At 52.7% G+C, this 13,050-nt stretch carries 13 protein-coding genes; 6 read left to right on the top strand and 7 right to left on the bottom strand.

Going from position 1 to position 13,050, the window contains the following annotated elements:
* Positions 1-12: 12 nt before the first annotated feature.
* Positions 13-621, bottom strand: coding sequence for a molybdenum cofactor guanylyltransferase MobA (gene mobA, locus JWZ98_RS16870; protein ID WP_171696167.1), 609 nt, complete (start codon positions 619-621; stop codon positions 13-15).
* Positions 622-638: 17 nt separating this feature from the next.
* On the opposite strand from mobA, the gene JWZ98_RS16865 reads away from it, so the two are divergent.
* From JWZ98_RS16865 to JWZ98_RS16850, 4 genes are all read left to right on the top strand, one after another.
* Complete coding sequence (locus JWZ98_RS16865) at positions 639-1,097, top strand: DUF302 domain-containing protein (protein WP_033155632.1); 459 nt, start codon at positions 639-641, stop codon at positions 1,095-1,097.
* Positions 1,098-1,129: 32 nt separating this feature from the next.
* Positions 1,130-1,525 (top strand): hypothetical protein, encoded by a 396-nt coding sequence (locus JWZ98_RS16860; RefSeq protein WP_205451116.1) that lies wholly within the window; start codon positions 1,130-1,132, stop codon positions 1,523-1,525.
* 69 nt (positions 1,526-1,594) lie between these two features.
* Positions 1,595-2,161: a hypothetical protein gene (locus tag JWZ98_RS16855; protein ID WP_240348050.1), complete on the top strand. Its 567-nt coding sequence runs from the start codon at positions 1,595-1,597 to the stop codon at positions 2,159-2,161.
* Positions 2,162-2,186: 25 nt separating this feature from the next.
* Positions 2,187-3,944 carry an LTA synthase family protein gene (locus JWZ98_RS16850; protein ID WP_205451115.1) on the top strand — a complete coding sequence of 586 codons (1,758 nt, stop codon included), beginning with the start codon at positions 2,187-2,189 and terminating at the stop codon, positions 3,942-3,944.
* Here JWZ98_RS16850 and JWZ98_RS16845 read toward each other — a convergent pair.
* Entirely contained in the window at positions 3,880-4,515 is a 636-nt protein-coding gene (locus JWZ98_RS16845) for an alpha-ketoglutarate-dependent dioxygenase AlkB (RefSeq protein WP_205451113.1), read from the bottom strand. The two genes, JWZ98_RS16850 and JWZ98_RS16845, sit on opposite strands and share 65 nt — an antisense overlap.
* A gap of 70 nt (positions 4,516-4,585) precedes the next feature.
* A complete protein-coding gene (locus JWZ98_RS16840; RefSeq protein ID WP_171696163.1) occupies positions 4,586-6,247 on the bottom strand; it encodes a putative transporter in 1,662 nt (553 codons plus the stop codon).
* Between the two features lie 134 nt (positions 6,248-6,381).
* Between JWZ98_RS16840 and JWZ98_RS16835 the strand changes: the two genes are divergently transcribed.
* On the top strand, positions 6,382-6,948 hold the full coding sequence (locus JWZ98_RS16835) for a c-type cytochrome (RefSeq protein WP_033155627.1): 567 nt from the start codon (positions 6,382-6,384) through the stop codon (positions 6,946-6,948).
* 127 nt (positions 6,949-7,075) lie between these two features.
* On the top strand, positions 7,076-9,838 hold the full coding sequence (locus JWZ98_RS16830; RefSeq protein ID WP_205451111.1) for an autotransporter outer membrane beta-barrel domain-containing protein: 2,763 nt from the start codon (positions 7,076-7,078) through the stop codon (positions 9,836-9,838).
* A gap of 22 nt (positions 9,839-9,860) precedes the next feature.
* Here JWZ98_RS16830 and JWZ98_RS16825 read toward each other — a convergent pair whose 3' ends face one another.
* The 4 genes from JWZ98_RS16825 to JWZ98_RS16810 are packed head-to-tail and all read right to left on the bottom strand — an operon-like array spanning position 9,861 to position 12,953.
* On the bottom strand, positions 9,861-10,376 hold the full coding sequence (locus tag JWZ98_RS16825) for a glycine zipper family protein (RefSeq protein ID WP_205451109.1): 516 nt from the start codon (positions 10,374-10,376) through the stop codon (positions 9,861-9,863).
* Between the two features lie 15 nt (positions 10,377-10,391).
* Positions 10,392-10,787 carry a hypothetical protein gene (locus tag JWZ98_RS16820; RefSeq protein WP_205451107.1) on the bottom strand — a complete coding sequence of 132 codons (396 nt, stop codon included), beginning with the start codon at positions 10,785-10,787 and terminating at the stop codon, positions 10,392-10,394.
* Between the two features lie 2 nt (positions 10,788-10,789).
* A complete protein-coding gene (locus JWZ98_RS16815; protein WP_205451105.1) occupies positions 10,790-12,268 on the bottom strand; it encodes an ATP-binding protein in 1,479 nt (492 codons plus the stop codon).
* Position 12,269: 1 nt separating this feature from the next.
* On the bottom strand, positions 12,270-12,953 hold the full coding sequence (locus tag JWZ98_RS16810; RefSeq protein WP_205451103.1) for a response regulator transcription factor: 684 nt from the start codon (positions 12,951-12,953) through the stop codon (positions 12,270-12,272).
* Positions 12,954-13,050 lie beyond the last annotated feature (97 nt).

Below are 13,050 nucleotides of genomic sequence, written 5' to 3'. Positions count from 1 at the left end.
TATATCAACTCGCTATTGAGGCAAGATTTCGGCTAACGATTGCTCCACAGCCGACAATTCCGCCAGCGTATTAATATTGACGAAGAGGTGCTGCGAGTCGCTGAAATCCACCTCGACCAGTGAATGCCGGTGAAACCAAGCTTGTAACTTGCGCTCACCACTATGCAGGTAGTTCTGTAAATCCGTTTGCAAGCGCGTTTTCAGCGCGGCGAAAACCGGGTGTAAGCGTTCGCCGTCAAAAGCCACGGCGATGTCAGCATCCTGGCTAATTAATGCGTCGAGCAAGCGTTGCAAATGCATGCTTGCAACCAACGGTGAATCGCACGGCGCTACCAGTAATATCGGATGCTGAGCGGTCTGCATCGCCGCCAGAATGCCGGCCAGCGGTCCGTCAAAGCTGAGTTCGGCATCGCTGATGACCGGATAATTGAATTGCCGGTATTGGTCTTGATGGCGATTAGCGCTGACGAATAACTCGTTGACCAATGGGTTCATGGCGGCCAGCGCATAACTCACCAAGGGCCGGTTATGGCATATCAACAAGCCCTTGTCCTGGCCCTGCATGCGCCGAGCCATACCGCCCGCCAGCACTACGCCGCTCACTTTGTTTTGCCCGTTCATGATGGTAAGCTTTGCCGATGTTTAAAAGAGTCGTCATTTTCGCAAGCCTGCCGTTGATTGCAAGTTGTGCCGCGCAGTCTGTGCATACCGAAGAAGTGACGTATTATCAGGTGGAAACCAGCAAACCCTACGACGAAGTATTGACCGAACTGGAAGTAGCGATTGCCGAACACAACTTTCGCATTACCGGCCACAGTCGGGTGGGGAAGGTCATACGCGACAGAGGGGCCACGAACTTTCCGGAATACGATACGGTACAGTTTTGCAATCTGACGTTGGCAAAAGTAGTGCTGGAAATCACCCCGCACGCGATAGGCTATATGCCCTGCAATGTGGTGACCTATCAATTCGAAGGTAAAACCATCGTCAGGACGCATTTGTTACCGGAAGATACTGGCAACCCGGCCTTGAACAAATTTGCCAAGGAAATGAACCCGCAATTACGACAGATTGTCGACTTCGCGGCCGAGCAATAATTTAATATCCCTATAACGAAAAAACGAGCACCATGACAAAATCATTCTTCGCTACTCTCGCTGTTGTAACGCTGTTAAGCGGTTGCGCCGCTACCCAGGAAAATTCAAAACCGGACGCCGCTGCCGGCGAGCCTGCGGTACTGGTCAATGATTATCCCACCCGCGACCGCGTCGAATACGTGCTGGAATGTGTGGCCAAACATGGCGGCCTAACCTATATCAGCCAATACGCTTGCGGTTGCAAAATCGACAAAATCGCCGAAAAACTCAGCTTCGAGGAATACGAATCGGCTAAAACCTTTACCCAGATGCAAAAAACTCCAGGCGAAGCCGGCGCGGCGTTTCGCGATCCTAAACAATCCAAGGATTTGCGCACTAAGCTGAAAGACGCGGACGCCGAGGCGGAAAAAGCCTGTTTCGTTAAATAATCCCTGTTGGTCATGACGGCGCCAGCCAGGTGTCGTCTTGGTTCATGTCTTTTCCGTCGAACCTTTGCCATGAGTAGTTTGGCGTTCGACTCAATTCATCTTACCGTTATGCCCAACGCCGAGTTTTTTCTTACCTACCCCAAATACAAACTGGCGATACTGGCCTTGTTGACGTTGAATATCGGCATATACGCAGCGGTCGATACGCTGACCACGGCGGTTGATGCGCTGACCTGGGTGATATTGTTGGTGATGTTCGAGCTGGAAACCGTCAAGGCCGCGCCATTCAACGAGCGTACCTTGCACGCAGTGCGTAATGTATTGATTGTGGTGATTGCGCTGGTGTTCGGCAGCTACGTCCGCGATAACGAATGGCTGGATGTGGTCAACTCCTTGCTTTGGTTTGGATTGATCGTGTTGCTCGAGTTGGAAGTGCGCTGGCCGGCTTTGGTGGAGCGGCACCGGCAGGCGTTTTGGTTGGTCACCGTGCTGGTATTTATTGGCTTGATCGGTATGGTCGTGGCTTGGCTGATGCAGTCAGAATGGCTGGATGCTTACGATGCGTTGCTGTGGATCACTGCATTCGGTGTGATTGAAGTTGATATCTTTCACTTCCTGAAGTTAACTCGCGATTAACCGCATTTTCAACTGCTTCCTCGGCATGGGCAAAACGGTTTTATGGCTTATTTTGGTTGTGCCCTTGCTGCTGAAAGGGTGGTATGTCGATAATTTTATTTATCACTATACCGGCACCCGTTTGCTGGGATTTACTCAGGTTTTATGTAATGACGCGCTGATTTATGGCGGTATTTTTATATTGCTGTATTTTTCGTTTCTGCCGACTATCATGCGTGGGCTGGCAGCAATATTACGTTTGGCGGCTTTGTTGTTGTTTGCGCTTTATATTATCGATTACGCCATTATCGTTAATTTTAATACCCATTTGGCTTTGGGTGACGCAATAAAATATGCGGATTATTCGTATAAATATATTCAGCAAATTTATGGATTAAGCGATTTTGGTATGCTTGGGCTTAGCGCATTAGTCTTGGCTGTGCCGTTATATTTTTCGTGGGTAAGGTTTAAATCCATAAATCCTTATATCAAAAAGTGGCCCATCTGCTTAATTCTTGGTTTACCGTTGGCCGCTGCGTTTGCCGATAATGAAAAATACGCCCATGCCTGGATTTATAAAAACGTCATTGACTATAACTTAACCATATTATCCGAGGCTGCGCCGTATAGTGCCGCCTATGTCGATAACTTCAGTTTTCAAGAGCATATAGACTGCCAAACTCAGCCGGTAGACACTAAGAATATTATTATTTTGATGGTGGAGTCGCTTTCCGCTTATCAAAGCCGATATTTCTCCGGCATCCACGATTGGACGCCCAATCTGGATGCCATTGCCAGCCAACATCAAGCGTTCAAGAATTTTTACGCCAACGGTTTTATCACCGAAGATGGCGAAGTCGCGCTGCTGACGGGCTTGCAGCCGCTCTATCCGCCCTCCAGTTATACCGACGACGGCGGTACGTCGTTTTATAGTTTTTATAATATAAAAGATTCCCTACCCAATATTCTTAAAAAGCACGGTTATAAAACCGAATTTTTAACGACTGCCGATTTGGAGTTTGGTAATACTGGAGTCTGGGCAAAAAGTGTAGGTTTTGATTATATCGAAGGCCACGACCAGCCGGAGTACGACAAATGGGAACGGTTTCATTTTGAGGCGGCGCCGGACGAGGCCTTGTATTTAAGAGCCTTGGACAGGATCGATAAAAATAAAAAAAATAATTTTTTGCTGTTTATCAAAACGGTTAGCAGTCATCATCCTTATATTAATCCGGAGACTAAGGAAAAATCCGAATCGGCAGCCATTACCTATACCGATAAGCAAATAGGCCGGTTTTATCGAGAGCTACAAAATAACGGTTTTTTCAAGAATGGTCTCTTGATTATTGTCGGCGACCATCATTCGATGACGCCCTTAAAAAAAGCCGAAGTCGAGTTATATGGTCAGTATAAAGCGTCGGCCAAAGTGCCCTTAGTAATTGCCGATGGTTATCAGCCTGCAAGCGTGGAAAATAATCAATATCAACAAATTGATGTTTTTAACAGCTTGCGAGGTTTGGTTGCCGGCAAACAATGTTATTCGGATTGGAACGGGGTATTGTTCGGCGCAGCTAAAGCCTCACCCAAATACATCATTCATCGGCGCGGCGATAATCGGGATATGGTTAGTATATTTGCCGAAAACGAAGAATATCTGGTGAAACTGGATGGCGATAATACTCGCGTAAATAGCAAGCTACCGGCTGAGCAGACTGTCCGGCAGCTGTTGGTCGATAAGGTTAACGCGCTGCGGATAGCGCGGGCGAAGTGGGCGTTGACACAATCCGCCGAAAAGTCAGATTGATCCGGGCTTGCTTGGCTTGGCGAGTTTTGGGAAGTTCGTGGCGCCAATGGTGCTGCAACTCGCCGGCCATGATCAGCAAATCGCCGTGCCTTAGCTCGATATCCAGCACCGTGCAGCTGCGGGCGTGTCGAAAGCGCAGCAATCGCGTCTCGCCGAAACTTAATGAAGCAATCAGCGGATTCGCCCCCAGCTCTTTTTCATTATCGGTATGGCAGCCCATCGAGTCCTTGCCGTCGCGATACAGATTCGCCAAAACGCTATTGAAAGGCTGCTGGCAAACGGTTTCGACGTCGCTTCGTATGGATTGTAGCTCGCTGGTCCAGGGCAAGGGTTGGTGATCTACCCCGGAATAGCGGTAGTCGGCGCCCGGGTCGCCGTACCAGGCCATCAAGCGCGGTACCGGCACCCAACGCCCGAAGATATGGATTTGTTCGGTTTGCCAGGCCAGGTTTTGCAGCAAGCTGCGCAAATAACCATCTGCAATGGTGGGTGGGTAGAAAGCTGGCAGTAGATACAACTCGCCATCGCAGGGAGCCAAATTCTGGTAGTTGATGATTAAGGTCGATGTCATCGCAGTACGCGCCTCAGTTGGCTCGGGGATTTTAGCCGCCGAACCAGACAATCCGATGAATGAATCAGTTTTAATGCACCAACAAGATAATCAGCTGCGCGGCGATGATCCGCAGAATCATGACCAGGGGATACACGGTCGCATAGGCCATGGACACCGCTGCCGCCGGGCTGAGGTTATTAGCGAACGCCAACGCGGGCGGATCGGTCATGCTGCCGGCCAGCAAGCCGCAAAGCGTCAGGAAGTTGAGTTTGTAGACTATCCGGCCTACGGCCGCGACGATCAGCAGAGGCAGCAAAGTGATTAATGCCGCGCAGGCCATCCAGTAAAAACCATCGCCTTTGACCAGCGTTTCGACGAATTGATCGCCGGAGTGCAAACCGACGCAGGCCAGGAACAACACAATGCCGATGTCTTTTAAAATGATGTTGGAGCTTTTCGGTAAATGCCAGGTCATCGTGCCCCAGTTACCCACCCGGCTGAGCATAATGGCCACCAGCAAAGGCCCGCCGGCCATGCCCAGTTTGACCGCGGAGGGAATGCCGGGTAAATACATGGGCAGACTGCCCAGCAACACTCCCAGCGAGATGCCGATAAAAATCGGCATGATCTGCGGATGGTTGAGTTCTTCCAGCGAGTTACCCAGGGCTTTTTCGATACTGTTTAACGCTTCCTGATGACCCACCACATTCAGCTCGTCACCGAAGTGGACATGCACATTGCTGGTGGGCGAGAACTCGACATCAGGCCGATGAATCCGGGAAATAGTCACGCCGTAAAGCATGCACAGATTGCCGACAGTTTGATTGATCGCGGATTTGTTGGTGACTACCAGTCGCCGGCTTTGCAAATTGGTGGCAATTTGTTTCAGATCGATATCCGACTCAGGGCCGATCAGAATTTTCAGTTGTTCCAAAGGTTCACGTTCGCCGACCAGTCGGATGGTGTCGCCAATTGCCAGGCGGCTTTCCTGGCCGGCGACATCGACTGCACCATTGTGCAGAATCCGGGTCATCACCACGTTCATGCCTTCGAAAAACGGAATTTGGCTCAGCGTTAAACCGTTCAGATTAGGGTTTTCCACCCGCAAATCCTTCCAGATCGGTACATGGGTGTCTTGCTGTTGTTGGTCGGCAAAGCTTTTGGCTTCGTCGGCTATATCGACTTTAAACAAGCGTTTGTTTAGTAGCATGGCCAGAATGATGCCGGCGATACCGAATGGGTAGGCCACCGCATAGCCCAAGCCCGGCATTTTCAAGGTTTCGCTGTCGATGCCGGCAATCCCGCCCAGTACTTGCTGGGCGGCGGCCAGGGAGGGGGTATTGGTGGTGGCGCCGGAAAACAGGCCCACCGCCACGGGCATCGGAATCTCGCCGACAATGCTGATTAATACCGTAATTAATGCGCCCAATAGCACAATAGCGGCGGCCATGCCGTTCAGCCGCAAGCCGTAACGAAAAAACGAGCTGACAAAGCTGGGGCCGACTTGCAAACCAATCGCGTAAACGAAGAGTACCAAGCCGAATTCTCGCAAGAAATGCATCACTTCCGGATTGATACTCAGTTGGAAATGCCCGAATAGCAGTCCGGAAAACAGCACGCCGGCGATGCCCAGTTGAATGCCGGCCAGCGCTACTCTGCCCAACACCAGGCCGCTTGCCACTACCAAGCTAATAATTAGTAGTGTGTGCGGCACGGAATCTTGATTAAAAAGCGATAGCAACCACGACATGGCCTATTCCTTTGGTTCGAGTGGGTTGAAGGGATTTAGGTTTGCTTAGTCAATGTCGCCTGACTATGATGCAGAAGCCTGATAGCGCATTATGTGGTCAGGATTGTACAACAAGCCAACCAAGGGTGATTCCGATGAATAATAAATATCATAAAATGAAATATATCGTCATGCTGGGGCTGTTTGCCGCAGGCGTCAATGCAGCGGATATCGAAGCAGGCAAGGCGAAAGCGGCTGCATGCCAAGGTTGCCACGGTGCGGCCGGCGTCAGTAGCAGCCCGTTATGGCCCAGTCTGGCGGGGCAGAGCGCGGTGTATATCGAGAGTCAGCTGAATAAATTTCGCAACGGTCAGCGTGATAACGAGGTGATGAAGCCATTGGCTTCAGGCTTGAGCGACACCGACATTCAAAATATTTCTGCGTATTACGCCAGCTTGCACGGCAAATCGGCCGGTAGCAGCGACGCCAATTTGGTTAAGCAGGGTAAAGACAAAGCTGCTATGTGTCTGGGTTGCCACGGCAACAATGCGCAAGGTATGGGTATGGTGCCGAAACTGGCCGGACAGCATCCGCAATATTTAGCCAAACAGCTAACCGATTTCAAAAAAGGCGCGCGCAAGGCCCCGCAAATGAATGCTCTGGCACAATCGCTTAGCGAAGACGACATCAAGGCGGTGGCCGCTTATTTGGGGTCCTTATAAATTATTTGATATTCCGCATCGTTGAGAGTACCTGACGATGCGGTTGTTTTGTTGAATGATTCGGCTAACCTTATGTGCATAGTTCTCAAAATCCCGCAATCCAAGCGCATAGCAAATTAACAGTGTGATGAAATTAAAGGGTCCGATACGGATTGGCTTGTTGGCTTGCGCCTCCGGGTCTGCGCTAGCCGATGCGTTGTCATCCGATGTGTCCTGGTCGGTGATTGGGCGTAATGTCACGATTACTCAGCCGTTCTTTGCCGGCGCAGACAGGGGGAGTTTTGCCGGAAATTCGGCAACGGTAGGTTCGGGGGCCACCGTTAATTTGGCGGGTGGTTACAGTATTCAGGAAGGCGACACCAGTTACTGCCCAGGCTGCATTATCCAGCTTTATACCGCTTGGATTGCCCCGGCACAGGCTGGCTCGGCCGGGTTTTACTCCGGCGGGATCGGTCCCGGTTTCGGTAGCCTGAGCGGATCGTTTTCTGGCCAACTCACGGCTCCTAAAACACCGGGGACTTACTTTATCGGTCTTGGCGCAACGCTGGACTATGTTTACCAACCGAATACTGCCGGCGGGTTTGGGAAAGACCAGAATGGCATATCCGGTTTCGCGCCTTTTCAGGTAACTGTCATACCTATAGCCGTTAGTTCTATTAGTGCGAATGACAGTTTCAGCACTCTGCCCGGTTACTATTACAACACCGGCGGCGATTTCAACAACTATGGCACATTAGTCAATAACAGCGCCACGTTCAGTCATGGCTCAGGCGTTTTCGCCAATTTCGGCGCCATCAACAACCAAGGTGTAATCGAGAATGCCGGACAGATGGTCAATAGCGGCAGCATCGACAATGTAGCAGGCAATACGCTGACAAACGCCGGCGCACTGGTCAATCAGGGAAATTTCGGCAACGCCGGGCAACTGAGTAACCAAGGTACTTTCAGCAATCACGGCGTGCTGAACAATACCGGCACTATAAGCAATACCGGCCAATTCAATCTGGCGCAAACCGGCCTAATTACCGGGACCGGCGATTTCTATAACAGCGGGCAAGGGCGCGTCGATATTTCCGGTAACAACACGCATCGGTTTGATGGCAATGTCAGTAACGACGGTGTTTTCAGAACGGTAAATACCTCGGTGGCGTTTACCGGTAACTTCACGAATAACGGCCGCTATGAGAGCGACCCGTCGATCAATCAATTCAACAATCTGTCCATAGGTGCCAGCGGTTATTTGGTGGGCGGTGCCGGCGATGTTTTCATCGTAACCGGCGACTTTATTAATACCAGTACGCAAAATACCCTGTGGAATACCGCAAATGCCGATCTGGTTTTCAGCGGCCCGAGCGCGACGCAGCATGCGATGAGCTTGGTGGGTAGCGATCAGGGGCAGACCACTGCCGGTGCGGTCAATAATTTTGCCTGGGGTTCTGTAACGGTAGCGAGCGGCAACGGTTTGAGCTTGGTCGATGGCAATAGCACGCCGGGCGCCGCATTGTATGCCAGTCGACTGGTATTGGCGGATGGTGTGAACCAATTAAGCAGCATTAGCAGCGACTACGACATTTACATCGATCCCAATCTGCCGGAAAACCAATACTTATTGGGAGCGATACGCAGTTTCGGTGGCGGTCGAGGCCAATTGGCCCCCTGGAGCCTGCAACCTTTTACAACAGAGACTAGCACCTCACCGGAATTAACCTTTAACCAGCAGACTTTCGCGCCCGCCTTGAATGAGGCTTGCGCGACCCCAAGCGGGATTTTGGCGACCCGGTGTCTGCAACTGCAAGCGCTCAGTCCGGAACAGCAAACCACCGCTGTTGCCGCATTAACGCCGGATCAGGTGCCGAGCCAGATGGCCGGGCCGGTGAAATTGGGCGCAACGCGCATGGATGGCCCGTTGACCCGATTGGCGAGTTTACGCGCTGGCGCCGGTGCGCCCTTGTCGGTGAATTTTAACGGGATCCAATTATCCGCCAACCCCGTGGGCTCTCAGGGGCTAGGCGGCGCGGCGGGCGATGATGAGCTGTTCCGTGATTCGCCGCTGGGTGTGTTTTTACAAACCCGGTTTAATTTTGCCAATCTGCGCGGTGATGCCTGGGATCGCGGCTTTGATTCGCAAGCGCGCACCGTGACGGGCGGCGCGGATTATCGGCTAAGCGACAAATTGGTGGTTGGTGCGGCGTTTAACTACACGCATTCTTCCACCCAATATGCCGATTCGGCCGGCAATATGAGCAGCGATACTTATCTGGGTGCACTATACGGCAGCTATTATCTGCCCGAGGATATTTATCTGGATTGGGTGGGAAACTACGGCGGTAATGACTATGCCTTTAACCGCCAATACGCCTTTTCCGGATTCGCCGGCCAATCCGCATCGACAACCACCGGCAATCAATACGGTTTTGCATTAAGCAGCGGCAAAGACTTCAATTGGGACGAGTGGGCCATCGGCCCTTATCTGCGTTTAGAGTATCTGGGCATGACTATCGCCCAATACCAAGAGCACAGCGGCAACGGTTTCGACATCATCACCGGCGAGCAAATCAATCATTCTTTCGTCAGCAATTTCGGTACCCAAATCAGTTATGCGCTCAGCACGTCATGGGGCGTATTCACGCCGGCCGTGCGCGTGGAATGGGAGCATCAATACCTTAACGACAACCGGCTGATTCACATGCGCTTGGCTCAGGCCGAGCCGGGGCAGGGTAATTTTACGATTCAAACCGGCGAGCCCGACCACGATTATGTCAACCTCGGCGGTTCGCTCAGCGCTACATTGCCCAATGGCGGCTCAGGGTTCGTGCGTTATGAGACCCGCTTGGGCCAAACCAATATTTCCGACCACATTCTCGAAGCGGGCTTGCGGATGACTTTCTAGTTACGCAAGCCCTTCCTGCTGGTTATTGGTAAGGAGGTGGTGGTGGCAAGCCGGGTGGTGGTGGCGGAATGCTGGGTTGTGAGGCTTTGGGCGCCGGCGATTGGTAAGAAAACTGCCCGGATACCGGTACTCTGTGCCCCTTGGCATACATACATTGCACATAGGCATTGTCGTAACCTTGTTGGGTGGCATAGCCGGAGCGTCTTGATTCGCCACTGCCGACGATAGTCCCGGCCACTAATCCCGTGCCCGCGCCGATTGCCGCTCCGCCGCCGCCACCAATAGCGGCGCCGGCGGCCGCTCCCACTGCCGTGCCGACTGCGGCACTGCCGATTTGGCTATCGGTGCTGGCTTGATTCGGTGTGGCCCCCACTTGTCCGGCTGCGTATTGCTGGCATTGATAATCATCCTGGCGAAATTGTTCGAACGACAGGCCAGTGCCGGGTAGCGCCATCACACTCGGGCCTGAAGGCATATGGGCGCAGCCGCTCAAGGCCAGTGCCACGCAGATTCCTGCTATTGGGGTTTTACTCTTCATGTTTGCGGTCTCCTGCTAATTTTGTGGCGTCGGCTCAACTTGTTGCCAGCCATTCGCACAGTCCTTTACGTAAGGATAGTAGCCAGCCGGATCGTTACAGTAATACCAATAGCCTTCCGCTAAAGGGGCGTTCTGAGGCTGGCTGCGCTCGCGTTCGATATAGACCGGCGGTTCCACCGGTACGGTGATAATTTCCCGCGGGTAATAGGGATACGCCGGGTAGTAGGGATAAGCCGGGTAAAAGGGTCTGGGATACAGTGGCGCACCAAAGTAGAAGCCAAAACCCGGACGGAAGTGTCCGCCAAAATGCCGGCCGCCGTGATGATGAAACGGGTCGGCGCTCGCGCTTAGCGTCCATGCCGACAGTAAAGCTATCAGCGTGGCTGACAGCCACTTTTTGAGTTTAAACATACTTACCTCTCGTTTGCGTGCCGTATTGGAAACGGGATTTCAATCAGAACACTTAAACCACCTTCCGGTCGGTTGCCGGCGCTGATGTTGCCGCCATGCGCCTCGACGGCTCTATGGGCGATGGTGAGTCCCAGGCCGGTGCTGTGCGGTTTTTGCGCTTGACCACTGCGGAAAAACGGCTGAAAAATGGCCGTCAAATCCTGATCGGGTACCCCAGGGCCGTCATCGTCCACCCGAATTCTTAAGTGACGATTAGCGCTATCAAAATCGGCGGCAATGAATACCGTGCCTTCGGCTTGACAGTGTTGCACTGCGTTACGCAGCACGTTTTCGATAGCGCGATGTAATAGTTCGCCTTGGCATTCGACCTCCACGTCAACATCGCCGAGATACCTTAGTTCGATATGTTTCGGTTCTGCTTCGAAACGCACATCGGCGACAATGTCGGCCAGTAGGTCGTCGAGATTGATTGCATCCAGTTTTCCTGGCGCAACGCCCGCTTCCAGCTTAGATAGCATCAATAGTTCGCCGACCAAATCGCTGATGCGTTGCGATTCCCGTTCGATGCGTTCCAGCGTGGCCGGCAATTTTTCCGGTTGTTGCTGGGCCAGGCCGATAGCGGCCTGGATACGCGCCAACGGCGAGCGCAGTTCGTGAGACACATCGTGCAGCAGATGTTGCTGGGCGTTGATTAGCGAGCAGATTTGTTGCGCCATATGGTCAAAGTCACGACCCAGGTCCGCCAATTCGTCGCTTCGTCTCCCCATTGCATTGCCGATGCGGGTATTTAGCCGGCCTTGAGCTACAGCGCTTAAAGCGTCGCGCAGGCTGCGAATGGGTTTGGCGAAATACCAGGCCAACAGTCCGCTGAACAGCAGGCTAGCCAAGCTGCCGGAGATTATCGGTAAAATCGGCGTGGGCGGCTCGCGGTGCGGGCGAGGGCCGTGCTCTTCCAGGTTAGCGCTCGACGGGGGTGGCCGGTCTCCAAAAAGGGGGCCGTCGAAGCCAAATGCAGGCAGTTCGGGGTTGCCCGGAAATGACGGCCTGAACAGGCTGCCAAAACCGTGTTCCGGCAAGGGTACGAAAAGTAGATAACGATGGCCGTCGTCGGCCGCAATCATTTGTATGGCATCCGGGTAGGCGTTTTTTCGCTGTAAGGCTCTGGCCTGCTGCAATACCTCTGTCGCTAAGGGTCTGCCCAGTAATTCCCGATCCGTATCGTCTACTGCGTATATCGGTGGAAAACGGGTGTTTTGCAAGGTCTGAATAAAATCGTGCAAGCCCTTGACGCCGCCATGCGGCATGGTGCTGGCGGCCAGCTTGACTAGCGAAGCGCGTCTGACATCGACGACATCGGCTGGTTTGGCCGACAGGTTTTGCTGCGCGGAGTGTCTTAGCCAGACGGCGGTACCGACACCGATGCCTGCGGTCAATAGAGCCAGCCAGAAAGCAAAGAAAAACTTCCAAAACAATCTGCCCATCTTATACCTTGATCATCTGGTAGCCTTGGCCGCGCACGGTTTGAATGTAAGAATGGCCGTCCGGTTGGTTGCCGAGTTTCTGGCGGATGCTGCTCATATGGACGTCAATGCTACGGTCGAAACGCGCCAGAGGCCTGCCCAGGGCTTTTTCGGAGAGCTCGTTTTTGCTGACGACCCGGCCCACCTGACTGGCCAAAGTTTCCAGTAAATTGAACTCGGTGCTGGTTAGGTCCAGGTCTTGCTCAAACCAGGTGGCTTTGCGTTTTTCCGGCCACAGTTTCAACGGCCCGGCCACAATCGGTCCTGATGACAAACTGGCGGCGGGCTGGGTTCGGCGCAAAATCGCCCGAATTCTGGCAACCAGTTCTCTGGGCGTGCAGGGCTTGGGGACGTAATCGTCGGCGCCGGATTCCATGCCAATGATGCGGTCCACGTCATCGCCCTTGGCGGTAAACATCAGTATCGGAACCCTGCTTTCCAGGCGGATGCGCGTCAATATCTCGGTGCCTTTGATATCCGGCAGCATGATGTCCAAAATGACTAATTGATATTCGCCGGATAGGGCATGTTGCAGTCCGGATGCGCCGGTATGGCTGACGTCCACATTAAAACCTTCCTGCGTTAGATACTCTCGGAATAATCCCGCCAGTTCGACGTCGTCATCGATAATTAACACTTTATGCATGGTTCTCGCTCGTTGGCTGTGTGTTCATCATCATAGCCGCGGCTTCTTTAGACAACCAGCGGGGTTTACCTGATTTTACACGGCACTAACAGCACTT

Origin of the sequence: Methylomonas sp. EFPC1 (assembly GCF_016925515.1) — a bacterium.
Taxonomy (GTDB): domain Bacteria; phylum Pseudomonadota; class Gammaproteobacteria; order Methylococcales; family Methylomonadaceae; genus Methylomonas; species Methylomonas defluvii.
The sequence above is the reverse complement of the archived record's forward strand: the minus strand, read 5'-3'. Positions and strand labels throughout refer to the sequence as shown.